General features: G+C 73.7%; 22 protein-coding genes and 1 pseudogene. 8 read left to right on the plus strand and 15 right to left on the minus strand.

The window, feature by feature from the left end; translation table 11 throughout:
• Window positions 1-34: 34 nt before the first annotated feature.
• The gene (locus tag ABEA93_RS28910) at window positions 35-2,323 is read right to left on the minus strand and encodes an FdhF/YdeP family oxidoreductase (RefSeq protein ID WP_345678768.1); all 2,289 of its coding nucleotides are present in this window, start codon (window positions 2,321-2,323) and stop codon (window positions 35-37) included.
• A gap of 131 nt (window positions 2,324-2,454) precedes the next feature.
• Here ABEA93_RS28910 and ABEA93_RS28915 point away from each other — a divergent pair.
• Window positions 2,455-3,108 (plus strand): annotated as a pseudogene (locus ABEA93_RS28915) (alpha/beta hydrolase fold domain-containing protein); the annotation flags it as partial.
• 146 nt (window positions 3,109-3,254) lie between these two features.
• Here ABEA93_RS28915 and ABEA93_RS28920 read toward each other — a convergent pair.
• Together ABEA93_RS28920 and ABEA93_RS28925 are read right to left on the minus strand one after the other, a co-directional pair.
• Complete coding sequence (locus ABEA93_RS28920; protein WP_345678769.1) at window positions 3,255-4,448, minus strand: hypothetical protein; 1,194 nt, start codon at window positions 4,446-4,448, stop codon at window positions 3,255-3,257.
• Window positions 4,449-4,574: 126 nt separating this feature from the next.
• Window positions 4,575-5,027 carry a carboxymuconolactone decarboxylase family protein gene (locus tag ABEA93_RS28925; protein ID WP_345678770.1) on the minus strand — a complete coding sequence of 151 codons (453 nt, stop codon included), beginning with the start codon at window positions 5,025-5,027 and terminating at the stop codon, window positions 4,575-4,577.
• Window positions 5,028-5,074: 47 nt separating this feature from the next.
• Between ABEA93_RS28925 and pdxR the strand changes: the two genes are divergently transcribed.
• Together pdxR and ABEA93_RS28935 are read left to right on the plus strand one after the other, a co-directional pair.
• Window positions 5,075-6,517, plus strand: a complete 1,443-nt coding sequence (gene pdxR / locus ABEA93_RS28930; RefSeq protein WP_345678771.1) for a MocR-like pyridoxine biosynthesis transcription factor PdxR — start codon at window positions 5,075-5,077, stop codon at window positions 6,515-6,517.
• Window positions 6,518-6,527: 10 nt separating this feature from the next.
• Window positions 6,528-7,349 (plus strand): APH(3'') family aminoglycoside O-phosphotransferase, encoded by an 822-nt coding sequence (locus ABEA93_RS28935; RefSeq protein WP_345678772.1) that lies wholly within the window; start codon window positions 6,528-6,530, stop codon window positions 7,347-7,349.
• A 120-nt stretch (window positions 7,350-7,469) separates the two neighbouring features.
• On the opposite strand, the gene erm is transcribed toward ABEA93_RS28935, so the two are convergent.
• Window positions 7,470-8,336, minus strand: a complete 867-nt coding sequence (gene erm, locus ABEA93_RS28940) for a 23S ribosomal RNA methyltransferase Erm (protein WP_345678773.1) — start codon at window positions 8,334-8,336, stop codon at window positions 7,470-7,472.
• Between the two features lie 372 nt (window positions 8,337-8,708).
• Window positions 8,709-10,079, minus strand: a complete 1,371-nt coding sequence (glsA, locus tag ABEA93_RS28945; protein WP_345678774.1) for a glutaminase A — start codon at window positions 10,077-10,079, stop codon at window positions 8,709-8,711.
• A 246-nt stretch (window positions 10,080-10,325) separates the two neighbouring features.
• On the opposite strand from glsA, the gene ABEA93_RS28950 reads away from it, so the two are divergent.
• Both ABEA93_RS28950 and ABEA93_RS28955 read left to right on the plus strand, forming a co-directional pair.
• Complete coding sequence (locus ABEA93_RS28950; protein WP_345678775.1) at window positions 10,326-11,228, plus strand: ATP-binding cassette domain-containing protein; 903 nt, start codon at window positions 10,326-10,328, stop codon at window positions 11,226-11,228.
• The gene (locus ABEA93_RS28955) at window positions 11,225-11,962 is read left to right on the plus strand and encodes a hypothetical protein (RefSeq protein WP_345678776.1); all 738 of its coding nucleotides are present in this window, start codon (window positions 11,225-11,227) and stop codon (window positions 11,960-11,962) included. Before ABEA93_RS28950 ends, ABEA93_RS28955 begins: the two co-directional genes overlap by 4 nt.
• Before the next feature lie 78 nt (window positions 11,963-12,040).
• On the opposite strand, the gene ABEA93_RS28960 is transcribed toward ABEA93_RS28955, so the two are convergent.
• Together ABEA93_RS28960 and ABEA93_RS28965 are read right to left on the minus strand one after the other, a co-directional pair.
• Entirely contained in the window at window positions 12,041-12,694 is a 654-nt protein-coding gene (locus ABEA93_RS28960) for a response regulator (RefSeq protein WP_345678777.1), read from the minus strand.
• A complete protein-coding gene (locus ABEA93_RS28965; protein WP_345678825.1) occupies window positions 12,691-14,007 on the minus strand; it encodes a sensor histidine kinase in 1,317 nt (438 codons plus the stop codon). The genes ABEA93_RS28960 and ABEA93_RS28965 overlap by 4 nt, the downstream gene beginning before the upstream one ends.
• 146 nt (window positions 14,008-14,153) lie before the next feature.
• Between ABEA93_RS28965 and ABEA93_RS28970 the strand changes: the two genes are divergently transcribed.
• Complete coding sequence (locus tag ABEA93_RS28970; protein ID WP_345678826.1) at window positions 14,154-14,540, plus strand: VOC family protein; 387 nt, start codon at window positions 14,154-14,156, stop codon at window positions 14,538-14,540.
• A gap of 48 nt (window positions 14,541-14,588) precedes the next feature.
• On the opposite strand, the gene ABEA93_RS28975 is transcribed toward ABEA93_RS28970, so the two are convergent.
• The 5 genes from ABEA93_RS28975 to ABEA93_RS28995 all read right to left on the minus strand — a co-directional run bounded on the left by ABEA93_RS28975 (window position 14,589) and on the right by ABEA93_RS28995 (window position 18,581).
• The gene (locus tag ABEA93_RS28975) at window positions 14,589-15,713 is read right to left on the minus strand and encodes a cation diffusion facilitator family transporter (protein WP_345678778.1); all 1,125 of its coding nucleotides are present in this window, start codon (window positions 15,711-15,713) and stop codon (window positions 14,589-14,591) included.
• A 72-nt stretch (window positions 15,714-15,785) separates the two neighbouring features.
• A complete protein-coding gene (locus tag ABEA93_RS28980) occupies window positions 15,786-16,592 on the minus strand; it encodes an HAD family hydrolase (protein ID WP_345678779.1) in 807 nt (268 codons plus the stop codon).
• Window positions 16,589-16,882, minus strand: coding sequence for a hypothetical protein (locus tag ABEA93_RS28985; protein WP_345678780.1), 294 nt, complete (start codon window positions 16,880-16,882; stop codon window positions 16,589-16,591). The genes ABEA93_RS28980 and ABEA93_RS28985 overlap by 4 nt, the downstream gene beginning before the upstream one ends.
• Before the next feature lie 374 nt (window positions 16,883-17,256).
• Entirely contained in the window at window positions 17,257-17,646 is a 390-nt protein-coding gene (locus ABEA93_RS28990) for a BlaI/MecI/CopY family transcriptional regulator (protein WP_345678781.1), read from the minus strand.
• 62 nt (window positions 17,647-17,708) lie between these two features.
• Entirely contained in the window at window positions 17,709-18,581 is an 873-nt protein-coding gene (locus ABEA93_RS28995) for an alpha/beta fold hydrolase (protein WP_345678782.1), read from the minus strand.
• A 257-nt stretch (window positions 18,582-18,838) separates the two neighbouring features.
• Here ABEA93_RS28995 and ABEA93_RS29000 point away from each other — a divergent pair, with 257 nt between their 5' ends.
• Complete coding sequence (locus ABEA93_RS29000; RefSeq protein WP_345678783.1) at window positions 18,839-21,391, plus strand: DUF7617 domain-containing protein; 2,553 nt, start codon at window positions 18,839-18,841, stop codon at window positions 21,389-21,391.
• Window positions 21,392-21,458: 67 nt separating this feature from the next.
• On the opposite strand, the gene ABEA93_RS29005 is transcribed toward ABEA93_RS29000, so the two are convergent.
• Both ABEA93_RS29005 and ABEA93_RS29010 read right to left on the minus strand, forming a co-directional pair.
• Window positions 21,459-22,232, minus strand: a complete 774-nt coding sequence (locus tag ABEA93_RS29005) for a TetR/AcrR family transcriptional regulator (protein ID WP_345678784.1) — start codon at window positions 22,230-22,232, stop codon at window positions 21,459-21,461.
• Window positions 22,233-22,373: 141 nt separating this feature from the next.
• Entirely contained in the window at window positions 22,374-23,552 is a 1,179-nt protein-coding gene (locus ABEA93_RS29010) for a thiolase family protein (RefSeq protein ID WP_345678785.1), read from the minus strand.
• A 217-nt stretch (window positions 23,553-23,769) separates the two neighbouring features.
• On the opposite strand from ABEA93_RS29010, the gene ABEA93_RS29015 reads away from it, so the two are divergent.
• Window positions 23,770-25,452, plus strand: coding sequence for an IclR family transcriptional regulator domain-containing protein (locus tag ABEA93_RS29015; protein ID WP_345678786.1), 1,683 nt, complete (start codon window positions 23,770-23,772; stop codon window positions 25,450-25,452).
• Window positions 25,453-25,464: 12 nt separating this feature from the next.
• Here the strand turns inward: ABEA93_RS29015 and ABEA93_RS29020 are convergent, their stop codons facing one another.
• The gene (locus tag ABEA93_RS29020) at window positions 25,465-26,301 is read right to left on the minus strand and encodes a hypothetical protein (protein WP_345678787.1); all 837 of its coding nucleotides are present in this window, start codon (window positions 26,299-26,301) and stop codon (window positions 25,465-25,467) included.
• Window positions 26,302-26,326 lie beyond the last annotated feature (25 nt).

The following is a 26,326-nucleotide window of genomic DNA, read 5'->3' on the forward strand; positions in this document are numbered from 1 at the left end:
GCCGCGCGTCTTGCGGCGGACACCAGGGCACGACCTAGGCGTCGCGCGTGATTTCGACGTTCAGGTGCTTCATCAGCGGCTGGTCGCTCTGCGGGCTGTAGTCGGCCGCGGAGCACAGGACGTTCAGTTCGGGCATGTAGCCCGCGGCGCAGCCTTCCGGGATGTCGTAGGCCACGGCGGTGTAGCCCTGTACGGAACGCCGGCTGCCGTCCTTGGCGAAGCTGGTGACCGAAACCCGGTCGCGGTCGCCGATGCCGCGGGCCGCCATGTCCTCGGGGTGCATGAAGACGAGCGTGCGCAGGCCCTTGATGCCCCGGTAGCGGTCGTCCTCCGAATAGACGGTGGTGTTCCACTGGTCGTGCGAGCGCATCGTGCCCAGGACCAGGCGGCCGGGTGTCTCGTCCCGGGCGGGCAGCGCGGCCAGGGAGAACTCGGCGCGGCCGGACGGGGTGAGGAAGACCCGTTCGCGGGCGGGCTGGCGCAGCCGGAAGCCGTGCGGCAGCCGCACGCGGCGGTTGAAGTCGTCGAAGCCGTCCAGCGCCCGGGCCATGACGTCGCGGATCCGGTCGTAGTCCCCGACGTAGTGGTCCCACGGTGTCGTGCTGTCCGGCAGCGTGGCCTGCGCCAGCCCCGCGATGATCGCCACTTCGGAGCGCAGGTGCGCGGACGCGGGCTGCTTCATGCCCCGCGACAGGTGCACCATGCTCATCGAGTCCTCGACCGACACCGACTGCACGCCGCTCGCCTGGTGGTCCTTCTCGGTCCGGCCGAGGCACGGCAGGATCAGCGCCTGGCGGCCGTGCACCACGTGGCTGCGGTTGAGCTTCGTGCTGACGTGCACGGTCAGTTCGCACCGCCGCAGCGCCTCTTCGGTGTACGCGGTGTCCGGCGTGGCCCGCGCGAAGTTGCCGCCCATGCCGACGAACACCCGCACGCTGCCCTCGTGCATGGCGGCCAGCGTGCGGACCGTGTCGAGGCCGTGCTCGCGCGGCGGGTCGATGCCGCACACGCCCGCGAGCCGGTCGAGGAACACCGCACTCGGCCGGTGGTCGACCCCGCACGTGCGGTTCCCCTGCACGTTGCTGTGCCCGCGGATCGGGCACGGGCCGGCACCTTCTCGGCCGATGTTGCCGCGCAGCAGCAGCACGTTGACGATCTCGCGGATCGTGTCGACACCGTGCTCCTGCTGGGTCAGCCCGAGGCACCACGCGATGATGGTGTGCGCACCCTGCCGGTACACCTCGGCGGCGTGCTGCATCTGCTGTCGGCTCAGGCCGCAGCCGCGCTCCAGGTCCTCCCACGGCGTGGTCCGGCACAGCTCCCGGTACTCGGCGAAGCCGGACGTGAACCGTTCCAGGAACACGTGGTCCACCGCGTCGGGGTCGCGCTCGGCGGTCTCCAGCAGCGCCTTGGACATGCCCCGCAGCAGCGCCATGTCGCCCGCGATGCGCGGCTGCAGGTTGAGCGTGCCGGTCGGGGTGGAGGTGAACGTCGCCATCGCGCGGAACTCGTGCGGCACGATCGTCCGGGTCGCGGCGGCCTCGACGAGCGGGTTCACGTGCACGATGCGGGCGCCGCGCCGGTAGGCCGCGGCCAGCGAGGTCAGCATGCGCGGGGCGTTGGAGGCGGCGTTCACGCCGAGCACGAAGAACGTGTCCGCGTGGTCCCAGTCGAGGATGTCGACGGTGCCCTTGCCGGTGCCGATGGACGCGGTCAGGGCGCGGCCGCTGGCCTCGTGGCACATGTTGGAGCAGTCGGGCAGGTTGTTCGTGCCGTACTCGCGCACCATCAGCTGGTACAGGAACGTGGCCTCGTTGTTCAGCCGCCCGGACGTGTAGAACGCCGCGGCGTCGGGGCTGTCCAGACCGCGCAGGGTGCTGCCGACGCGTTCGAACGCGGCGTCCCAGCCGATGGGCACGTAGTGGTCGGTGTCCGCGTCGTACACCATCGGCTCCGTCAGGCGGCCCTCGTCCTCCAGCGCGTGGTCGCTCCAGCCCGCCAGCTCGGTGACGGTGTGCGCGGCGAAGAACTCCCGGCCGACCCGCCTGCGGGTCATCTCCCACACGGCGTGCTTGATGCCGTTCTCGCACACGTCCAAGTGCAGGTTGCCCGGGTCGTCGGGCCACGCGCAGCCGGGGCAGTCGAATCCCTCGCCGGCATGGTTCATCCGCAGCGTGGCACGGACCCCGTCCACCGGCGCGCCGTCCTTCCGCAGCAGGACCTTCCCGACGGCGAGCGCGGCCCCCCACCCGGCCGACGGGTGCTCGTACCCGGGCTCCGGCGCGGGGGTTCCGCCCGGGATTTCGCCCTCGTGCGCGTTCATGGCAACCCTCCCGGTGCGGTGTCGGACACTCCAGTACATCCGCACCCGGGCACCGGAAGCCGAGCCGACGGACCGCGACCCCCGAAGATCACCGCTTCGGCGCAGCCCGCGGGCGGCGGGCCGGGTCAGGCGACTGGACGAGCAGCCACCTGGCCGCCCGGCTTCCCGCGCTGGTCGTGTCGGTGGAGCACCGGCTTCTCGCCCCCGCGGATCCGCTCGCGCACGCCGCCGACGACGGCTGGGACGTGCTCGACCACGTGCTGCGGCACGCCGCGCGGTGGGGTGTCGACCCGGCCCGCACGGCGGTGTTCGGCGAAAGCTGCGGGGCATTGATCGCCGCCCTCACCGCCGTCCGGGCCCGGGACGCCGGTGTGCGGCTCCGCGCCCAGGTGCTGGTCAACCCGGTCGTCGACGTCACCGGCGGCATGTTCGACTACCCGTCGATGGCCGAGTACGCGTACCAGCCGTCCCGGGCCGAGCCGCTTCTGCGGCTCTTCCAGCGGCTGGCCGCGCCGTCGGGCAGGGACGCCCGCGCGGTCTCACCGCTGTACGCGGACGACCTGGGCGGGCTCGCCCCGGCGCTCGTCGTGGTGCCCACCCAGGACGCCGTCGCCGACCACGGCCGCCGCTACGCGGAACGGCTGTTCGACGCCGGGGTTCCGGTGCGGCTCACCGAATACCCGGGCGCGAAGCACGCGTTCCTCACCCTGCCGGGCCTGGAACCGCAGGCCGAGGCCGCCCGGGCGGAGATCTTCGCGTTCCTGGACGCGGCCCTCGGAGCGTGACAGGGGACGCGCCTGAGAACGGCCGCGGCGGGGGTGCGTTCCCCGGCTGTTCGAGTTGTCGGGCCGGGTGACCCGAAGGTCGCGACCGGCTTCGGCACGGCACATCCCGCCGATCGCGCCCCCGCCCGCGGCCCCGGCGCCCCGGGTCAGATCCGCCCGGTGAGCACCACCCCCTCGATGTGGTCCCCGGCCCACCGGGTTCCGGTGAGCGCGATACGCCCGTCGGTGACGTTGAGGCGGCGTGCCGTGAAGATGCCTTCCTTCTCGCCGTCGGGCAGGTACACCGGCGACCACGTGCCGGCGGCGAGCTGCACGCCGAAGGCGGCGTCCGTGTCCCCGCGGTTGCCGAAAGCGACGATGCCGCGGTCGGTGGCCGCGACCGAGTCGAGCACCTCGTCGGACGCGGCGGGCAGCGCCGGACCCGTCTGCCACGAACGTCCGTCGAAGTGCAGGGTCAGTGCGTGCGAGTTCCCCGCGTCGTCGCGGTAGCCGCCTACCGCCCAGACATCCCGCGGGGAACGGGCCGCCACGGCACGCAGTTCGCTCACGCTGCTCGGCATGGGCGGCAGCGCGGTCTGCTTCCACGACCGGCCGTCGAACTGCACCATCACCGGGGTGGCGGTGCCGTCGCTGCGGAACGTCCGGCCGACCGCCCACATCCGGCCGCCGGACGCCGTCAGGGAGAACAGCGCGCTGTCCTTGACGGTGTCCGGCACCGGGACGACCCGCCACGCGGTGCCGTCCCAATGCCGGATGACCGCGTCCCAGCGGACCAGGTCGAAGCCGTCGTCGTCCTGGATCTTCAGGTCGATCACCGCGAACCCGACCGCCCAGATGTCGTCGGGCGCCAGCTCCTTGACGCTCAGCAGCGCCCCGTTGAGGATGTCCGCCGGTGCCGGAACGGTGTCCAGGTGCCAGCTGCCGCCCTCAAGGCGCTCGGCCAGGAAGCCGCCCAATTCGGCCGAGCTGTCGCCGACCACGACGGCGCTCGTCCGCGACAGCCCGTCGATGCTCTCCGCCTGGACGTCCGCCGTCGGCGGCAGCGGCGCCATCGGGACCTCCGACCACCCGTCGCCGCCGTTGCCCGACACGAGCTTCGGCCTGAACTTCGAGGGCTCCCCCGCCAGGTCCGAGCCCCCGACCCACATCGAACGGTCCTGGAACTGCACCACACCCGCGTACGGGAGCATCTGCGTGCCCGGCGCGAGGTGGGACTCCGTCCACGCGACGCCCCCAGGGGGCAGCGGCGCAGCCGAAGCCTGCATAGGCACTGCCACGGCACCGCTCAACAGCAGCGCGGACGCGGTCACCACCGCGGCACGTGCAATCCTGCGCATCATCGAACTCCCCTCGGAACGACCTTCGTTCCTCACCCCCTCCGACTCCGCGCGAGTCGATCACGTCACGAGACGATCGAGGCGGGGGCCCGGGGCAGGCGGTCGGGCCGCCGGACGGCAGCAGGCCGGTCAGGCGTTTCCCGGGATCGTGCGGCAGGCGACGTTGATGCGGTTCCACACGTTCGCCGTCGCCGCCATCGCGATCAGCTGGGCGAGTTCGCGCTCGTCGAAGTGCGCCGCGGCGGTGTCGAAGACGTCGTCCGGGATGCCGCCGGGCAGCAGGGTGACGGCATCGGCGAGGGCCAGGGCCGCGCGCTCGCGGGCGGTGAACGCACTGGCGTCGTGCCACGCGGCGAGCTGGAGCAGGCGGTCCTCGGTTTCGCCGGCCTTGCGGGCGTCGTTGGTGTGGTAGTCGAGGCAGTACGCGCAGCGGTTGAGCAGCGAGGCGCGGAGCTGGACGAGTTCGCGCACGACCGGGTCGAGCCCGTCGCGGGAGGCCGCGTCGAGGGCGAGCACGGCCTTGAAGACCTTGGGGGCGACGGTCGGGAAGTCGAGGCGCTGGGGGATCTGAACGGCTGTCATGAGAGGAACGCTAGGGCACTGTTGGCCCACATGTATGGTTCATTCTCATGGCAGAAGCATGGGTCAAATCCCCGGACGCGAGCGCGGCCGCGGGCACCGACCTCCACTTGGTGCTCGACGGCACGGGGAACCGCCGCGAGCAAGTGATGCGGGCGCTCCGCGAGGCGATCGGCTCGGGGCGCCTCGCGCCGGGGACCCGGCTGCCGCCGTACCGCACGCTCGCCGTCGACCTGGGCATCGCCCGCAACACCGTCGCCGACGCGTACGCCGAGCTGGTCGAGGAAGGCTGGCTCACGTCGCGCCAAGGCGGCGGCACCCGCGTGGCGCAGCGCGCCGAGCCGCTGCCCGTGGAGCCGCCCCGGGCGCCCGTCACGGCGGCGCGCCGGGTCGACCACGACCTCTGGCCGAGTGCGCCGGACGCCACGCAGTTCCCGCGCGCGGCCTGGCTCACCTCGACACGGCGGGCCCTCAACACCGCGCCGCACAACGCCTTCGGCCCCGGCGATCCGCGCGGCCGCATCGAGTTGCGGACCGCACTGACCGAGTACCTGGCGCGGTCGCGCGGGGTGCGCACGGCACCGCACCGGATCGTGGTGTGCGCGGGCTTCGCCCACGCGCTGGAGTTGCTCGGGCCGCTGCTGAGCGACCCGGTCGCGGTCGAGGCGTACGGCCTGGGCTTCCACCGCGGCCTCCTCGCCGCGGCGGGCCGGACCACCGTCCCGCTGCGCGTGGACGGGCATGGCGCCGTGATCGACGACCTGGCCGCCGCCGACGTCCGGTCGGTGCTGCTGACCCCCGCCCACCAGTACCCGATGGGCGGCCCCCTGCACCCGGAACGCCGCGCGGCCGTCGTCGACTGGGCGCGCGCCACCGGCGGCATCGTGCTCGAAGACGACTACGACGGCGAGTTCCGCTACGACCGCGCCCCGGTCGGCGCCCTCCAGGGCCTCGACCCGGACCGCGTCGTCTATCTCGGCTCCATCAGCAAGAGCCTCTCCCCCGCGCTGCGCCTGGGCTGGATGGTGCTGCCCGACGCCCTGGTGCACCGCGTCCTGGCCGCCAAAGGCGTGCGCGAACGCTGGTCCGGCTCGCTCGACCAGCTTGTGCTGGCCGACTTCATCATGTGCGGCGCGTACGACCGGCACCTGCGCCGCATGCGCCTCGCCTACCGGCGGCGCCGGGACCGTTTGGCGGCCAGGCTCGCCGAGGCGGCCCCGCACATCCGGGTCAGCGGGATCGCCGCCGGCATGCACGCGGTCCTGGAACTCCCGCCGGGCACCGAGCAGGCCGCCCTGCGCGCGGCCTCCCGCCTGGGCCTGGCCATCGACGGACTGGCCCCGTACCGGCACCCGGACAGCACCCTGCCGCCGCGCGACGGCCTCGTGATCGGCTACGGCACACCCGCGGAACATGCGTTCAACCGTGCCTTGGACGCCCTGCTCTTGTGCCTGCCCGACGGGGTGCCGGAGGCTTCGGATCTGCCGGTTTAGGGTTGCCGGTGTGAGCTATCGGTCCGACTCCCAGGCCCTTTCGCCCGCCCTGTGCGGAAACGGCGGCGCCGACTGGCTGCCGGTTGCCGCGGGCGAGTCCGGTGCGTCCGTCTTCCGCAGCGCGGACGCGGCCCGGTACGCCAAGTGCGTGCCGGCCGCGGACGCCGCCGGCCTCGCGGCCGAACGCGACCGGGTCGCCTGGCTCGGCGACCACGGCGTACCGGGTCCGCGGGTCGCCGACTGGTCCGCGAACGACGCCGGCGCGTGCCTGGTGACCAGTGCCGTGCCCGGCATCCCCGCCGACCAGGTCGCCGCGGAAGACCTGCGCACCGCCTGGGACCGCATCGCCGACGCGGTCCGCCGCCTGCACGAAGTCCCGGTGTCGGAATGCCCGTTCTCCCGCGGACTCGACACCATGGTCGCCCTGGCGCGCGACGTCGTGGCCCGGGACGCGGTCAACCCGGAGTTCCTGCCGCCGGAGCAGGAGCACGTGCCCGCCGCCGAGCTGCTGGCGCACATCACCGCGCAACTGCCGACCCGACGTGCACAAGAGCCGGCCGACACCGTCGTCTGCCACGGCGACCTGTGCCTCCCCAACATCGTCCTCGACCCGCGGACCTGGGACGTGTCCGGCTTCATCGACCTGGGCCGCCTCGGCACCGCCGACCGCTACGCAGACCTGGCCCTGCTCCTCGCCAACTCCCGCGAGACCTGGCCGGACGAAGACCGCGCCCGCACCGCGGACACGGCCTTCGCCGAGCGCTACGGCGTCACGTTGGACCGGGACCGCCTGCGCTTCTACCTCGACCTCGATCCGCTGACCTGGGGATGACGGGCTACGCCGCGGGCGCCTCCGGCCCGTCGGCGCGGGGGAAGAAGGGCACTTCTCCATGACGACGAGCATCGCGGTGCGCCTTCACCGCGGTCTCTCCGCGGAATCGACCCCCTCGGCCTACGCGCGACGTGTGCGCCGGGTCGTATCCCCGCGCCGCGTGCTCCGGCGCCGGCCATCCTCCCTCAGCGCCGTGCCGGCCACCGTCGCGGGGCTGTCCGCGACCGACCACAACGCCGCCCACTGTGCCGCGTCCAGGTCCTTGGGCAGCGCGTGCGGCGGCACTTCGTGCGTCCGCAGCCACGCGTCGACGCGGCGCTCGGGCAGGATGCCCCGCAGGATCTGCCGCAGTCCGCGGCCGCGGGCGGTGAAGACCCGGCGCGTGAAAGCCTGGTAGCCCGCGCGGTCGGCGACCAGCGGTGCGGGCCTGCGGCGGATCGCCAGCAGGCCGCCGTCGACCGACGGCCGCGGCCGGAAGGCGTGGGCCGGGACCCGGCCGTGCAGCCGGAATTCGTACCACGGCCACCAACTCGCCGTGAGCAGGCTCGCCCCGCCCACCCCGGCCCGCCGCCGGGCGACTTCCCACTGCACGAGGAGGACGCACGCGTCCCAGTCCGGGAGGGTGAGGAGCCGGCGGAGGATCGGTGTGGTCAGGTGGAACGGGATGTTGCCCACGACGGTGTGCGGCCGTGTGGGGAACCGGAAGGCCAGGACGTCGGCGTTCACCACGTCGACGGTGCCGGGCAACCGCCGCACGAGCCCGCGCGCCCGGCGCGGGTCGAGCTCGACCGCGGTGACCCGACGGCCGGTCGCGGCGAGAGGGATGGTCAGCGCACCGTCGCCGGGACCGATCTCGACGATCGGGCCGGTCGTGTCCGCGGTCAGGCGGACCACGGCGGCGACGGTGTCGCGGTCGACGAGGAAGTTCTGGCCCAGTTCGTGGCGGCCGCCGAAGGACGCGTCGGGACGGGGTGTGGAGTATGGCAAGGAACTGCTCCGCAGGAGTGAGGGGCGGAGCCGGGCAGCGAGCGTGGCACACGGTCGACTGAGGACAAGGTCAGCCGACCGGGGATCGGTGGACAAGCCGATCACCGGGAAGAACACACCAAGGAGCCGCACCGGCGGAAATCACGGCGGCGGCGGAGCCCAGAACACGAAAGGAGGCGGCTTACTGCCGCCGGAATCCGGCCCGCCGCTTACGCGCGGCGGATCCGAATGAAGAAGTTGGCTGCCATGGCGGGGAGTCTAACAGCGCCTCGGCACCCGACCGGAGAACGGCGCCGCGGCCAGCCGACCGGACCGGCTGCCTCGGCGCCGTTTCCGCAAGCGCACTTCGCGCACGGTCTCTCGGGACATTCGTCAGGCATCCCGGAAGTGCGCGGTCTCCTGTAGGAGTTGCTCCTCGCTCCAGGCGAGCGCGGCCTCCCGGTTCGGGAACGTGTGCCAGCTCGGAGTGTCGGGCACCGGTGCGGGGAAGTCGCGCTGTGCGGCGATGACGATGTGGTGGCCTTGGCGGGCGAACGCGGCCAGCGCCGCGCCGAGCATCATCGCGGAGCCCTGCGCGATGGCGGTGACCCGGGTCAGGTCCAGGACGATCCAGCCCGGCTGCTCGGGCACCCGGATGTCGACGGCGTGCAGGATCTGCTCGGTTTCGGTGAACTCCAGGCCGCCCTGCGCCGCGACGAGCACGATGCGGTGGCCTTCGGCCGCGAGCCGCTCGTCCTCCTCCGGGCCGCGGACCCGTTCGGACCAGGCCGCGCCCGCCTTGCGTCCCGTGGTGGCCTCGGTCACCGTGACGGCGTGCCGTCCGGCCGGGCGCATCATGTGCAGGCCGAAACGGCGGGAGACCTCGGTGAGTGCGCGCACGCCGCGCACCGGGTTGCCCGCCTCGTCCAGCGGCGGGCTGTAGACCGCGATGCCGAACCGCGCCGGGCTCACGGCGATGAGCCCGCCCGCGACGCCGCTCTTGGCGGGGAGCCCGACGTCGAGGAGCCAGGTGCCGGCGCGGTCGTACATGCCGCAGGTGGCCATGACCGCCATGACGCGGGTGGCCACGTCCTCGGTGACCACCTGCTCGCCGGTCACGGGGTTGGCGCCGCCGTGCGCGAGGGTCGCGGCCATGGCCGCGAGGTCGCATGCGGTCACCCGGACGGAGCACTGCCGGAAGTAGGTGTCCACCTCCTCGCCGACGTCGCCGTCGAGGGCGCCCGCGGCGCGCATGAGGTAGGCCAGGGCCCGGTTGCGGTCGCCGGTGGCGGCTTCGGAGGCGTACACCTCTTCGTCCACGTCCAGCGCACGGCCCGCGAACGCCGACAGGCAGGCGCGGATGCGCTCGAAGCGCTCGCCCGCGTCCGCGCCGCGCACGAGCGAGGTGGCCACGATCGCCCCGGCGTTGACCATCGGGTTCGCGGGGCGGCCGGTGCCGGGCTCCAGGCTGATGGCGTTGAAAGCCTCGCCGCTGGGCTCGGCACCCACCCGGGCCGCCACGGCATCGGGCCCGAGGTCGGCGAGGGCCAGCGCGTACACGAACGGCTTGGACACCGACTGGATGGTGAACGGGGTGTGCGCGTCGCCGGCCTGGTAGCGGTGCCCGTCCATGCTCACGAGCGCCAAGCCGAACGCCGCGGGGTCGGCGAGGGCGAGCTGGGGGATGTAGTCGGCGACCGCGCCGTCCGCCACGCCGGCCAAACGGCGGCAGATCTCCTCGAGTGCATCCGTCACCGGCTCCATCCGGCCACCTTCACCCGCTCCCCCGGCCCCCGCAACCGCAGCGGAGGCAACGGCGGCCGCGACGCCGGGGCCGTCGGCCCGCGCGACCGTGTGGCGTCCGCCGGGCCGGTGCGCAGCTCGCGGTTCGTGTGACGGCCGGGGGCGGGCGGCGGCCGTAGGACCGCCGCCCGCCCTCTGTCGAAAGACAGAGTCTCCGGCGACGTTCGGGAGATGTGCCGGGCCCACGGCCGTTCGTAGCGTCGGGGCATGATCACATTGGAACGAGTCGGCAAGCGGTTCCGGGACGCGGTCGCCGTCGACGATCTGAGCCTGGTCGTCCGGCCCGGGCAGGTCACCGGCTTCCTCGGGCCCAACGGCGCGGGGAAGTCCACGACGATGCGGATGGTCATGGGACTCGACCGCCCCACCTCGGGGCGGGCGCTCGTGGCCGGCCGACCGTACGCGGAGCTGCGCGATCCGCTGCGCGAAGTCGGTGCCCTGCTGGACGCCAAGGCCCTGCACCCGGGGCGCTCCGCACGCAACCACCTGCGCGCCCTGGCCCGCACGCACCGGATCCCGGTCCGCCGGGTGGACGAAGTGCTCGACGTGGTCGGCCTGACCGAGGCCGCGGGCCGCCGGGCCGGGACGTTCTCCCTGGGCATGGGGCAGCGGCTGGGCATCGCCGCGGCGCTGATCGGCGACCCCGGCGTGCTCGTCTTCGACGAACCGGTCAACGGACTCGACCCCGACGGGGTGCTGTGGGTCCGGGGGCTCATCCGGTCGCTGGCGGCCGAGGGCCGGACGGTGTTCGTGTCCAGTCACCTCATGAGCGAAATGCAGGTCACCGCGGACCAGCTCGTGGTGATCGGCCGCGGCCGGCTGCTCGCCGACGCGCCGCTGGCCGACGTGCTGGCAGGCGCGCACGGCGCGGGCGTGACCGTGCGCGGACCGGAACTGCGGCTTCTCGCCGAGGCGTTGGCGGACGGAGGCGCCCGGGTCCGCGACGAGGGCGACCGGCTGGCGGTCGTCGGCGCGTCGCTCGAAGACGTGGGCCGGTGCGCGCACCGGCTCGGCGTGCTGCTGTACGAGCTGAGCCCCGCCCAGGCGTCGCTGGAGGACGCCTACATGGAACTGACCGCCGAAGCCGTGCAGTACGGAGGCACCCGATGACCGGCATGCGCGCCACCCTCTCGTCCGAGTGGTTCAAGCTGTGGACGGTGCGGTCCACGTGGTGGTCGCTGGGTGCGGCCGTCCTGCTGATGGGCGGGTGCGCGGCCATCATGGGCAGCGACTTCGCCGGTGACGTGGCGGAAGGCCGGGACACCGACGGAGCCACCTCCATGGCGGTCACCGAGCCCGCCGCGAACGCGGCGATGATCGCGCAGTTCGGGCTGATCGCCTTCGCGATGATGGCGGTCACCACGGAGTTCGCCACCGGCGCGATCCGGAGCACCTTCGCGGCCGACCCGAAGCGGGGCCGCGTCCTGCTGGCCAAGACGGCCGCGGTCGCCGGGGCCACCCTGCCCCTGGCCCTGGTCATGGCCTTGCTGGGCGTGGCGGCGGGCGACGCCACGCTCGGCGAGTACGGCACGGGCGGCGGCGTCGGCACGGGAGTCGTGTCGATCGGCGGCTACTTGGTGCTGTCCGCGGTCTTCACGGTCGGCATGGCCGCATTTGTGCGCAGCGCGGTCGGCACGCTCAGCGTGGTGATCGTGCTGCTGCTGGCCTTGCCGATGATGTTCACGACGGGCGTGTGGAACTTCCTGCCGGGCGGCGCCGGATACGTCCTGTTGGGCCGGGACGACCCGCCGTTCTCGCGGGCGGTCGCGGCCGGGGTGCTGGCGGCCTGGGCGCTCGCCGCGCAGGCCGCGGGCTACGCGGCGGTGCGGCGGCGGGACGTCTGAGCCGGGGCCCGGCCGCGCGCCGCGGCCGCGCCGGTGCCGGCGCCGGCTCCCCGGGCCACGTGCCCGGGGAGACCGGCGTCAGCCGACCATCCCCGCCTCGTACGCGAGGATGGCCGCCTGCACCCGGTTCCGGACGCCGAGGCGGGTCAGGATCGCGCTGACGTGGGTCTTCACGGTGCCTTCCACGAGGCCGAGCCGGTTGGCGATGTCCGCGTTGGACATGCCTTCGCCGACCAGGGTGAGGACGTCGCGTTCGCGCGCGGTGAGGACCGCGACCCGGTCCGCCGCCTTCGAGGCACGCACGGTGCGGCCCATCGCGTCCAGCACGCGCTTCGCCACCCGCGGGGACAGGTACGCGGCTCCTTCGGCCGCGGCCCGGATCCCCGCGACCAGCTCGCGCGGGTCGCCGGACTTCAGCAGGAAGCCGGTCGCGCCGCCGTCGACGGCCCGGCTGATGTAGGCGTCCTCGCCGAACGTCGTGAGGATCACCACGGCGACCTCGGGCAGCAGCCGCCGGATCTCGGCGGTCGCGGCCAAGCCGTCGAGCCGCGGCATGCGGATGTCGAGGACCGCGACGTCGGGGCGGTGCCGGCGGGCGAGTTCCACCGCCTCCGCGCCGTCCGCGGCCTCGGCGACGATCTCGATGCCGGGGTCGGCGGCCAGGACGGCGCGCACACCGGCCCGGATCAACGGCTCGTCCTCGGCGAGGAGCACGCGCACGGGAGCAGTCATCGGACGTCCTTTCCGGGACCGGCGGCGGCCGGGTAGGCGAAGCGGGCGACCACGGCGAAGCCGCCTCCGCTGGGGGCCGCCTCGAACGTGCCGCCCGCCAGCCGGACGCGTTCGCGCAGGCCGATCAGCCCCATCCGGCTCCCCGGCACGGTGTGCCGTTTCGTACTCCGGGCCCGGGGCCGCGGGCGGAACGGGGAGCCGGCCCGGTCGGCGGCGGACCCCGCGCGTGCGGCCGCCCCGGCGGGCACCGCGGGCTCGCCCGGCGGGCCGTTGACCACCCGGACTTCGGCGGTGCCGGCGGCGTACACGGCCGATACCGTCACGGCCGCTCCGGGGGCGTGCTTGGCGGCGTTGGTGAGCGCCTCCCGGACGACGCGCTGCACGGCGAGCGACAGCGCCGGAGAGTCCGGCGGCCTACCGGACAGCTCCAGCACCACGGCCATGCCGGACGTGCGGGCCCGTTCGACCAGGTCGCCGAGGGTCTGGTGCACCGGTTCGACGGGCGCCGGGCCCGCCGCCGTGGACGCGCCGGGCGCCGCCGCGAACTCCCCCTCCGGCTCGGCATCCGAGCGCAGCACGCCGATGATCTCGTGCAGCCGGTCCGTCGCGGCCGCGGCTCCCTCGCGCACGTCCGCGGCCTTGGCACGCTGTTCTTCGCCCAGTTCCGGGTCGACTTCGAGGACGGCCGCGCGCAACGCCAGGAGGCTCAGCTCGTGGCCGAGCGAGTCGTGCATGTCCTGGGCGATCCGGGCCCGTTCGCGCAGCCGGGCGCGGTCCGCGAGCATCTCGTGCTCGCGCTCCAGGTGGCGGGCGCGCTCCCAGCCCGCCGCGGCGAGGAGCCGGCGCTGCCGCAGGTTGCGGCCGAGCAGCCACGGCAGCGCGGCGCTCGCCGCCAACTCGGCGACCAGCGCCCCCAACGACCAGGCGCCTTCGGCCGCACCGCCCACGAACACCGCGGGCACCGCCAACGCCGGCGACCAGGCAAGCGGCCTGATCCGCCCGGTGCGGAGCGCGGCCAGGAACGCCACGAGCGCGACCACGCCGTAGTAGCGCCCGTCCGCCTGGGCGAGCCCGACGCCGATCGCCAGCGACGCGGCGGGCCACACCCGCGACAGGCCTCCGGCCACGGCCACCACGGCGAGCATGACCGCCAGCCGCACGGTGAGGAACGGGTGCGGCGGATTCACCGACAGCACCGACGCGGCGACCAGGACCCACGCCGCGACGTCGCCCTGCACCCCACTGCCCCACCGCTTGCGGTCACCCGGCGGCGTACCCCGGGCGGCACGCCCTCCGCTCTTCCCACCCCACATGTCGATCACCGACCGGACGCTACCCGAGGGCGTCCCGCGGCGACTCCGTCGAAAGTCGTGGGTGCCCGCGACCCGGCGTCGGGTACGCCGACCGCCTCGCCGTGCTGCGTTTGCGCCGGTTCGGGACATCGGCCAAGCTCGCCCGCATGGTCTCGGTAGTGCAGAACGTGGCGATCGACTGTGCGGATGCCTACGAACTGGCCCGGTTCTGGAGCCGGGTGACCGGCCGTCCGCTCGACCCGGGCAGCCGGCCGGGCGACCGCGAGACGCAGGTGCCGCTCGCGGAGGGCCCGTCGCTGTACTTCAACCAGGTCCCCGAACCCAAGACCGTCAAGAACCGCATCCACCTGTGCCTGCGCCCCGAGACCACACGCGACGACGAGGTGGCCCGCCTGCTCGCCCTCGGCGCCACCTTCGTCGCCGACCACCGCAACCCCGACGGCACGGGCTGGGCCGTCCTCGCCGACCCCGAAGGCAACGAATTCTGCGTCCTCCGCGGCAACTCCGACCGCGTCGCCACCGGGGGTTCCTGACTCTCCCCCGCCGTTTCGGGGACGGCGGGACAGTGCGAGGACCTGAGGTCAGTGCTCGTGCGGGCCCGGGCGGTGGACCGGGCCATGCGCGTCCTCGGCGTCGCCGTGGCGGCCGTGCGCGTCGGCGCGGGGCGGGGTGCCGATCTGCAGCAGCCCCTCGTCGGTGTCTTCGCCGAGGTGGTCGACCTGCAAGGTGGCGTGGGTGATGCCGTACGCCGTCTTGAGGTCGCGCTGCATGGCCCGCCGCACCGCGTGGCAGTCTCCGCCGGGCGTCACCAGCACGTGCGCGGACAGGGCGGGCTGCCCGGTGGTGATCTGCCAAATGTGCAGGTCGTGCACCTCGACGACCTGGTCGGCCGCGGCCATGCGGTCGCCGACCTGGTCCGGGTCGACGCCCGTGGGGGCGGCCTCGAGGAAGATCCGCCCGGATGCGCGGATCAGTTCGAAGCCGGCCTTGAGCATGAGGACGACGACCAGCAGCGTGGCGATGGGGTCGGCGCGGCTGAAGCCGGTGGTCAGCACGATGGCACCGGCCACCGCGGTCCCGACGAACGCGAAGAGGTCGTTGAGGATGTGCTGGAAGGCGCCTTCGACGTTGAGGGATGTCCGGTTGGCCCGCGAAATGCACCACGCCGCCGCGATGTTGACCGCGATCCCGACGAGGGCCGTGATCAGGACCAGCCCGCCCTCCACGTCCGGCGGATGGACCAGGCGCCGGATCGCCTCGTAGCCGAGCCACAGGGCCAGCAGCACCAGGGTCAGGCCGTTGGCCTGGGCCGACAGGATCTCCGCACGTTTCAACCCGTAGGTGTAACCGCCGCGCGCGGGCTTGGCGGCCAAGCGCATGGCGATCAGCGCGAGCACGATCGACGCCGCGTCGGTGAGCATGTGCGCGGCGTCGGACAGCAGCGCGAGCGACGACGCGGCAATACCGACGACGACTTCGCCGACCATGAAGACGGCGATGAGCGACAGCGCGGCCGTCAGCCATCGACGATCGGCGTCGGCGGATACGCCGTGCGAATGCCCGGCGTGACCGTGGTCGCCATGGTCGCCGTGGTCGTGGTCGCCGTGGTCGTGGTCGCCGCGGCCGGCGTCGTGGTCGTGTCCGACGGCGCCGTGGTCGTGGCCGGCCTCATGGACGTCGTCGTGGCCATGCGGGGGTGTCGGCACATGTACCTCCCGTTGGTGGGGGCGCGGGCAACGGAATCGCGGAGGCGGGCAACAGCCCGGTGACCTGCGGTTTCAGTGTCGCGCACGCGGCGGCCGGGTGGGGACGGGGGAAGGCCTGAGGACGGCCGCGGCTGCTCCCGGCCGGGGCCACGCGCCCGTCGACGCCAGGAAGTCCGGCAGGTCGGCGAGGTGCCCGAGCATCCCGCCCGCCGTGGACGCGGGGCTGCCGAGCCGGGCGACGCGGAGGGCGATCATGCCGTGCCGGCGCGGCCCCAGCACGTCCTTCTCCGGGTGGTCCCCGACGAACAGGATGTGCGGCGCCGGGACCCCGCACGCCGTGACCACGGCCTCGTAGAACCGCGGATGCGGCTTGCGGTAACCGACTTCGCCGGACAGGACGCTGCCCGCGAAGCACCCGGTCAGACCCGCCGCGTCGAGGGTGCGCGCCCGGGCGCGGCCGGAGCGTTCGGTGTTGCAGGCCAGCACGCACCGCCAGCCTTGCCGCGTCAGCCGACGCACGGCGTCGGCGGCACGGTCGTCGACGGCCGCATCGGGCACCGCGGCGAACACGGCTTCGGCCGCGGCGGCGGGGTCGAGGTCCGTGAGCCCGCCGCGCCGCGCGGCTTGGGCGATGGCGTCGGCGAACGGCGTGTGCCGCTCCGTGGCGTGGTCGGCGCGGTGGATCCGCGCGATCGCCGCGTCGAAGGCCGGCGCGAAACCGGGCGGCACGTCCCGGTCGAGCAGGGACGCCACGATGTCGGCCACCCAGGTGCCGTCCGGATTCGGGCCCGGACGGGCAAGGGTGCCGCTGAAGTCGATCGCGAGCGCCGCGATGCCGCGCATGCCCGCGCTCGCCGCCGAGGTCCGGACGCGGGTCACGTCTCGGACGCGGCGGGCTCGGGCGCCGGCTGCGGAGGCTCCGAGGCGGACCGGGTCGCGGACGGGCTTGCCGACCGGACTGCCGACGGGATCTCGCGCCCCGGGCGTTCCTGCGGAAGCCCCGCCCGGTCCGGCCTCCGGAAACCGGCCGCCATCCGCTTGGCCGGCACCCAGGTGAGTGCGGCCGTCAGCGCCACCACCGTGAACCCGGGCAGACCCGGCTCGACCTTGTCGGAGTCCGACTCCGCGGCCGGCGACGTGGGCGGAGGTTCGGCGGCAGGTGGCGGCACGTGGCTCTCCCGGAACGGCGCGGACGCCGGGGCCAAGGCACCCCGAACGCCTGCTCCTACAATTCGTAGGAGCGGGCGTCGAGTGTAGCCCCGTGCGGTCCTCTGGCCGTGTCAGCCCCACTGTTCGCCAACCGAGTTCGTCCCATCGGCGGCGGCACCGACGGCAAAACCGGTCGGGTGAAGGAGCGGGTGAAAGCCGGCGGAGCCGGGCCCTGCCGCCGCGCGCGTCGCGCGGGCGGGCTACCGCTGCCGCGGCGCCACGGCCCGGGTGTCGGACGGACACGGTCCAACCGGAACGCCCGCGGACATGTGCGGGGCCGCGACGCCCAGCCCCACGACCGCGGGCCAGAGCAGCACCGGCTCGGCGAACCCGCTCATGCCGGCCCGGGTTCGCCCTTGTCGAGCCCGCGGGCCAGCTCCCGCAGCTCGTCGAGTTCGCCCGCGCCCATGCGCCCGACCAGCCGCGCCAGCGCCAGCCTGCGCGCGGACTTCGACGCCGAGTCGAGGGTGGCGGCGAGCGCGGAATCGACGTACTCGGCTTCGCTCATGGCCGGCTGGTAGACGATCACGTTGCGCTCGCGGGTCCGCACGACCAGGCCCCGCTCGGCGAGCCGGTTCAGCACCGTCTGCACCGTCGTGTAGGCGCTCCCCGAGCCCTCGGGCAGTCCGCCGCGGACCTGCTCCACGGTGCCCGCGCCGATCCGCCACAGCACCGTCATGATCTCGGCCTGCAGCCCGCCCTGCACGCGCGGCGCCTCGCCCACCGCAGCCTCCCGTCCGGTCCGCCGCCCCCGTCGCCCGGGGCGTCCGCCTCCAGACCGTACCTTCAACGGCGGGCGTCGAGGAACGCGGCGATCAGCGGTGCGATCTCGGGGAGTTTGTCCTCCAGCGCGAAGTGCCCGGTGTCCAGGACATGGAGTTCGGCGTCGGGCAGGTCGCGCAGGTAGGCGTGCGCGCCCGGCTCCGGGAAGAAGGGGTCGTTGCGGCCCCAGACGACCAGCGCGGGCGGCCGGTGCGTGCGCAGCCACTCCTGCCAGTCCGGGTAGAGCGCGACGTTCGTGTGGTAGTCGAGGCCCAGGGCGATCTGGATGCCGGCGCGGCCGGGCAGGTCGAGGAAGTGCTGGTCGGCGGTCCAGCCGTCGGGGGCGACGAGTTCCGGGTCGGCGGTGCCGCCTTCGTACTGGCCGCGGGTGACTTCGGGGGTGAGGATGCCGCGGATCGCGTCTTCCGCACCGGGGACGCCGGGCTTGAGCGCGGTGAGTTCGCGGGCGGCGTCGGAGAGCCCGTCGAGGTAGGCGTTGGCGTTCTGGACGACGAGCCCTTCGATCCACTCCGGGTGGCGGGTCGCGATGCGGAAGCCGACGGGGCCGCCGAAGTCGAAGGCGTAGAGGGTGAATCGGTCGAGCCCGAGCGCGACGAGGAACTTCTCGGTGAGGTCGGCGAGCGCATCGAAGGTGTACGCGAACGCGTCGGCGGACGGCGCGTCGCTGTGGCCGAAGCCCGGGTAGTCGGGCGCGACGAGGTGGTAGTCGCCGCCGAGCGCGTCGATGAGCCGCGCGAACTGCCGGGAGCTGGACGGGAATCCGTGCAGCAGGAGAAGCGTGGGCGCGTCCGCGGGCCCGGCCTCCCGGTAGAAGACGCCGATGCCGTCGACGTCCATACGGCGATGCCTGACCTGAGGGAGGGCGAGCGCGGGCATGGCGGTCCTCGATTTCTCGCGGTGGAGCGCGGTGCGGGATCGTCGCCACTCTAATGAATAGACAGCTTCATATCCATTAGTTTTTCCGCGATCCATCAAGAGAACGCTAGGCGATCGGTCGGTAACTAATAGTATTCAATCATCATGTGACCAATAGGGAAAAACGGGTCTGTTCCTGCCAGTTCGCCGCCCTACCCTGATCCACGGCCCGACCTGACAACCGGTCGGTCCGTCCGTCGATCCGAGGTGGAGAACCTGTGCTGAGAAGCCCGCGTCCGTCCGCTCCGAACCGTCAGCCCACTTCGACCCGCCCGTCCGCCGCGGTCCGCCCGCTGCGCGCAGCCACGGCCGTCCTGCTCACGATCGGTCTGCTGCTGCTCGGCCTGGGCGCCACCGTCCCGGCCGCCGCCGACACCACGTCCACGCTCGAGAAGAGCGTCCGAAACGCCACCCACCCGGGTGCCGCAACCGCCGACCACGGGGACACGCTGGACTGGACCGTCCGCTACCGGAACGCGACCACCGGCGACACCCCCGCACCCGCCTCCGTCACCGACCAGATCGCGGGCGCGGGCAGCGCCCAGACCTATGTGCCCGGCTCGCTGAAGGTGCCGCCCGGCTGGACCGCGGGCTGGTCCACCGACGGCACCACCTTCGGGACCGCGGACACGGGGGCGGCCACGACCGCGGTGCGCGCCCAGAACTCGCTGGCCCTGGCCGGCGGCACCTCCCTCGCGACCCTGGCCCTCGGCCCGGTGAAGCCGACCCCGCAGCCCACCGGCGGCGACGGGTTCACGCCCGTCCTGCACCGGACCGCGAGCGGCGAGATCGAGTCGTGGAACATCTACCACCACGCCGCTCCCACCGCGCCGCAGGTCGTCTGCATCAACCTGACGCTCGGTCAGCCGTGCGCGGGCGGCCCCTGGCCGCGTCCGCTCAACACCACGCCCGGACCGCTCGGCAGCGGCGCCACCGGCAACATCGGCAGCCCGCTGACCCCGCAATACGTGCTCGACCCGGGCAACCCCGACCAACTCCTCTATCCGGCGGTCACCGCGTCCGCCGTCGGCGTCGGCTGCCTGGACCTGACCGCGCGCGCCAACTGCGGCTTCGTCCCGCTGGCCACCATGGGCGGCTCGCCCAGCAGCGCCAACAACCTGGCGGGCCTGGTCCAGGTCGGCGACAACCTGTACGGCGTCGCCAACACCGGCCAGGTGCTGTGCATGACGCTGGCCACCCGCACGCCGTGCGCCGGCCAGCCGTTCGCGCCGATCGTCGCCGCGAACCACGACCTGCCCGGCACCCCCGCGGCGCTCTACCTCGGCGGCCTGACCACGGTCGGCAGCCGGGTGTTCGCCTCGTCCTCGCCGCAGGGCGGGGGTTCCACGGTCTCGGGGCCGCCCGCTCTCGGCTGCTTCGACACCGCGACCGCGACCACCTGCGCGGGCTGGACGACCCCGCACACCGCGGGGCCGAGCAGCGCGTACTACACGTACAACGCCTTCGCCGCCTACAACACCGCCGGGCAGGCGGACGGCGTGTGCACCAGCACCGCCGGCGGACCGAACGTCCTGACGACCTGTTACGGACTCGACGGCTCCGCGCACGCCGCACCCACGTCGCTCAACTCGCTGCCCGGCAGCACGCTGACCTTCAGCCCGGAGACCGTCACCACCCCCGCCGGGACGCGCAGCTACTTCCCCGCCTGGGGCGGCAGCCTGGCCGGCGGGACGATCTGCCACGACTGGACGACCGCCGCACCCTGCGCCGGTTTCCCGCTGCCCGCCACCCACCCGGGTGTCAACGGCGGCGCCACCCGCGACTACGGGTACACCTACGACGCCACCTCCCGCTGCCTGATCGGCCTCGGTGACGCCGGCTACCTGTTCTCGCTCGACCCGGCGACCGGCGCCAGCCCGTGCGTGCACAGCGGCGCGAGCGTCACGCTGAAGCCCGCGGACTTCTACTGCGACGGCAGCAGCGGCAACATCCAGGGCTACACGCGGGCCCGGCTGACCGGCCTGGACCTGACGCACGTCGACATGGCCGCCTCCCGCGCCGCCGTCACCGACCCGGACGGCACCGTCATCGCCACTCCGGGCCTGGCCGCCGACGGCACGGTCGACCTGACCGGCATCGATCCGGCCGCACACCCCTCGATCACCGTCACCGCCCAACTCGTCCTCACCACCGCGGGCGACTTCGACAACGGCAACCACCCGGCGCTGGTCGTCGAGTACCAGGGCGACGCACCGCAGATCTGCTTCAAAACCACCGTCACGGCCAACTGCACCGCCACGTCGGTCAGTAACACCGCGACCGGCACCGACCCGACCGGCACGTTCACGTCCAACACCGTCACCACCGCCGTCGCGCCCGGCGCGGCGTGCCAGCCCAAGGTCAGCGTCGAGAAGGAGATCTGCGGGTCGCTCAACCCGCACGACTGCGCACCGGGCGGACCCGGGCCATGGGCGAAGAACAGTCCGGTGGGCCTGCTCGGCCTGCTCGGCACCGCGCACTGGCGGATCACCGTCAGCAACGCGGGCCCGGTGGACGCCGCGTCCGTGACCGTCAACGACGCCACCGTGCCCGCGTGCCGACAAGCCGCCGGCACCTTCGCCCTGGCCGCCGGGAGCAGCCGCCAGGTCTACTGCGACTCGCTGCTGCTGGCGCTGCCGGTGAAGAACACCGCGTCGGCGAGCTTCGTGGCCGCGAACTCGCCCGCGGGCACCGCGCCCACCACCACCGCATCGTCTTCGGCGGTGGCCTGCTCGCTGCTGTGCATCCTCGTGGTGGGCGGCAAGGAGTGATCCGGATCCGCTAGTCCCCGGCCCCTTCCCGCCCGGCTGCGCGCCGGGCGGGAAGGGGCCGGGCGGCTCAGGCGCCGGGGCTGCTGAACAGCGGGGACAGCGGGGACTCGGCGGACAGCGGGGTGAGCGGGGCGAACAACGGCGTTGCGGGCCCGGTCGCCCGCGTCCCCGTCCCGGCCAGTTCCTCCACCGCCGCGATCGTCGTATCGATCACCACGGCGTACAGGCGCTCGAACGCCTGCGGCAAGCGCGTCAGGACCGCCCCGACCCGCGCCCGGTGCTCGGCGCCCGCGGCGGACAAGGCCTCCTGCATGATGTCGACCATCTCGTCCGCCGGCGTTCTCCGCGCCGCGAGGTTGGCCTGCCCGACGACCGTGGTGCCGATGAGCGCCACCGCCAGCGCGAGGTCCTCGTCGTCCAGTCCCAACGGCGCAAGGACTTCGGTGAGCATGACGAAGGACGGCAGCCACGCGGGCTGCCGCGTGGAGGCGATGTAGGGCAGCAACTGCGGGTACGGGCGCAGGTGTTCCATGCTGGCCAGCATCCAGGCGCGCAGCTTGTCCTGCCAGGTCGAGCCGTCCGGCGGGTCGTAGTGCATGTCCGCCGAGATCCGGTCGGCCACCGCGTGCAGCAGGTCGTCCCGGTCCGGGAAGTACCGGTACAACGCCATCGGCGCGGACCCGACGGCTTCGGCCACCCGCTTGACGGTCAGGGGCACCGCCGGGCCGGCGTAGACCAGCGCGACCGCCGCGTCCATGATCTGCTCGCGGGACAGCCGCGGCGGCCGTCCGCGGCCGCGCGCCGGAGCGACCGCGGCGGCGCTCTCCGGTTCCTGAACCAATGGGTGTCCCTTCACCGCGCCACACGGGCGCCGACCGGTGTTTTGCCCTCAGATTACGCAACGACCCGGCCGCACCGTCAGGAGACCTGACTTATCGGGCCATCGCCACCTTGCCTGCGGCGCACCGGCCCTGACGCATCGTCACCTCTCCAGCAGCAGCGCCGTCCCCTGCCCCACGCCGATGCACAGCGTGGCCATTCCCAGCCCCGACCCGGCCGCGGCCAGCTGATGCGCGACCGCGCCGGCCAGCCGCGCCCCGGACGCCCCCAGCGGGTGCCCCAGCGCGATGGCGCCGCCGCGCGGGTTGACGACGGCCGGATCAAGCTCGGGCCAGGCCGCCAAGCACCCCAGCGCCTGGGCGGCGAAGGCCTCGTTGAGTTCGACCGTCCGCAGGTCGGCGAAGCTTCGGCCGGCCTTGGCCAGCGCCCGCTGCGCGGCCTCCACCGGGCCGAGCCCGAAGTACTGCGGTTCGAGCCCGGTCGTCGCCCCGGCGCTGATCCGGGCCAGCGGTTCGCGCCCGAGTGCGGCGAGCCCGGCTTCGTCGGCGATCAGCAAGGCCGCTGCGCCGTCGTTCAGCGGTGACGAGTTGCCCGCGGTCACCGAGCCGTCGGCCCGGAACGCGGGCTTGAGCGTGCCCAGGGCCTCCATCGAGGTGTTCTCGCGGATGGTCTCGTCGCGCGGAAGTTCGGCGACCGGCACCACCTCGCCGTCGTAGACCCCGGCCGCCCACGCCGCCGCGGCCTTGCGGTGGCTCGCCAATGCGAACGCGTCCTGCGCCTCGCGCGTGATGCCGTACTTGTCGGCGATCAGCTCCGCGCCCTCGCCCAGCCCCACGGTCCACTCCCCCGGCATCCGCGGGTTGACCATGCGCCACCCGAGGGTGGTGGAGTGCAACTGCTGCGCGCCCGCCGGGAATCCGCGCTCCGGCTTGGCCATCACCCACGGCGCGCGGCTCATGGACTCCACACCGCCCGCGACCGCGATCGACGCATCCCCGACGGCAACCGCACGGTAGGCCTGCACGACGGCTTCCAGCCCGGACGCACAGAGCCGGTTGACGGTCACGCCGGGCACGGTGACCGGAAGTCCGGCGAGCAGCACCGCCATGCGCGCGACGTTGCGGTTCTCCTCCCCCGCGCCGTTGGCGTTGCCGAAGTACACGTCGTCGATCCGCGCCGGGTCGAGCGCCGGGCTGCGGTCGACGAGCGCGCGCAGCACGCCCGCGGCCAGGTCGTCGGGGCGGACGCCGGACAGGGCACCGGCGTACTTGCCGATCGGCGTGCGGACGGCGTCGGCGATGTAGACGTCACGCGTGGTCATGCGGCCTCCACGGGAGCGAGCGCAGGCGCGCAGCGCGTACCGGTGGGGCAGATGTCGTCGCCAGGCGACCGCTCTCCCGTCCATCCGGAATGTTGTTCGCCTGATGAACTCTTGTGCATAATTGTGGCTGCGCAGAGTTTGGTGGTGCGTGCGGTGTCTGTCAACGGCTTCTTCCGGCTGCCGGCTCCCGCGCCCGAGTCGCCGGAGGCCCCTCGCCATGTCCCAGCCGGAGCCCGCCCAAGGCCCTCCCCCGGCCGACGGAGAGCCGCCCGCGGAAGCCGTCCGCCCCCTCGAACGCGGGCTCGCGCTCCTGCGCGCGATGGCCGTGGACCCCGACCCGCGCACCCGCCCCGGCGACCTGGCCCGCGTCACCGGGCTCGCCCGGGCGACGGTGGACCGGATCGCCGCCACCCTGGTCCGGCTCGGCTACGTCCGGCACGAAGGCCGCGACCTCGCCCTCACCCCGCAGGCCGCCGAACTCGGCAATGCCTACCTGGCCTCGTCGGGGCTCGCCGCGGCCGTGCGGCCGTACGCCGAGGCCCTCGCCGACCGGCTCGACGAATCGGTGTCGGTGGCCGTCCCGGACGGCGACGGCGTGCGTTTCGTCGTCCAGGCCACCCGCCGCCGCGCGATGGCCGTCGCGTTCCGCATCGGCGACCTCCTCCCCGCGGAACGCTGCGCACCCGGTGCCCTCTTCGCCGCGGCGTGGACCGACGCCGACTGGCAGGCGTGGCGCGCCCGACGCGCCCGGGAGCAGGGCGACACCGCCTTCCCGGCTCTTCCGCTGCGCCGTCCTCGCGACGCACACGCCTCCAGCGAGGCCGAGTTCGCGGACCGCGTCGACATCGCCCGCACCCACGGCCACAGCACCGACAGCGGCCTGATCGAACCCGGGCTCATCGCGATTGCCGTCCCGGTCCTCGACGGCGACGGGCGGATCGTGTGCGCGCTCAGCGTGGTCAGCCACACCAGCAGGCACACCCCCGCAACCCTCGCCGACATCGCCCTCGGCCCCGCCCGCGACACCGCCGCCGCGATGGCGGCCGCGATCCGCCCCGACGCCCCCGGCCCCGCGCCGCGGCCGCACGCACCCGCGGCGGATCCGCGGCTCAAGGACGAACTCGGCGCGGAATACCTGCAATCGCTCGCCCGCGGCCTGGACGTCCTGTGCGCCCTGGGCACGACGCGCGGCCCCATGACCCTCGCCGACGTCGCCCGCGCCGCGGCACTCCCGCGCGCCACGGCACGGCGGTCGCTCATCACCCTCGACTACCTGGGCTACGCGGAGCCGCACGGCAAGGGTTTCGCCCTGACACCGCGCGTCCTCGACCTCGGCTACGCCCGCCTGGCCGGCCTCGCCCTGCCCGAGGTCCTGCTCCCGCACCTGACCGAACTCGTGCGCACAGTAGGCGAATCCGCATCCGCGGCGGTCCTGGACGGCGACGACATCCGCTACATCGCCCGCGTGCCGACCCGGCGCATCATGCGCGTCGACATCACCGTCGGCACGCGCATGCCCGCCGCCCTGGCCTCGATGGGCCGCGTCCTGCTGGCCGCCCTCCCGCCCGCCGAGCGGGCCGACTACCTGTCGCGCGTCCGCATCGAACCGCGTACCCCGCGCAGCGCGTCCACCCCCGCGGAGGTCGCGTCCGCCGTCGACCGCGCGGCGGCCGACGGATACGCCCAAGTCGACCAGGAGTTGGAAGAAGGCCTGCGCTCGTTGAGCGTCCCCGTACGCGACGCCGACGGGCATGTGGTGGCGGCGGTCAACGTCGCCCACCACGCGTCGCGGGGTACGCCGGACGAGACGCGCGACGAGATCCTGCCCCCGCTGCGCCTGGCAGCCGCGCGAGCGGAGGCGGACCTGCGGGCCTTGGGGCAGTGGTCCCGAGTCAGGTAAGCCGCGGCGCGGCTACACGACCAGCGACCCCAGCGGCGGGCACGGCATCAACGCCCGCCCGGCTCCCGGCCGTTCCCGGAACGCGCGGGCCTCGGCGGCGCGCTGCCGCGCACGCTCGACGCGGTCCGCTTCCCAACTGTCGCGGCGCGCCTGGCGCTCGTCCCAGCTGTCGTCGATGAGCGACAGCGAGATGTTGTTGGAACTGCGGTTGATGTCCGAGTTCATGGCCAGGTGCTGGAGCACCCGCTGCACGGCGATCAGCTCCAGCCGGGCCACGAACACCCCGGCGGTCTGCGGTTCCCGGATGGGCAGCGGGGCTTGGGCAAGGAGGGACACCCCGGTGTCGTGGCGTCCGATGTTGTCGATGGACGCCTGCGTCGCTTCCCGGCTCATCGCCTGGATTTCCCGGGTCAGCCACAGCAGTTCGTCGAGGTCCGCCTCGCTGACGCGCATCCGGCCGTAGATCGCGGTGAACCGGGGGTCGCCCCAGAAGGGGCGGAAGACCGGGTCGTTCAACGCCACGCAGTTGCTGTACCCGGCAGCGACCGCGCCGCCGAGGTGGCTGAGCGCCGCGTCGTAGTTGCGGTGCTTGAACGCGAGCGTGGCCAGGCCGGAGTTCGCGGCAGCGACGATCCACTGGCCTTGCGGACCGAGCGCCGTGCCGCGCAGGACGAGGTCGCGCATCCCCGCGGCCACGTCCACCTTCAGCCCGGCACCCGTCATCGCTCGGGAGAACCGGTCGCGCAGCCCGCCGGGCTGACCGGACGACGGCTGTGCTTCCCGCCCCTGCAGCAGAGCCGCCGTCAGATCCACAAAACGACCGCTCAACGCCTGCACCGAATCGACCACGACACGTCTCCCCACGACTCAGCCG

The sequence above is a fragment of the Yinghuangia aomiensis genome (assembly GCF_039542225.1).
Taxonomy (GTDB): domain Bacteria; phylum Actinomycetota; class Actinomycetes; order Streptomycetales; family Streptomycetaceae; genus Yinghuangia; species Yinghuangia aomiensis.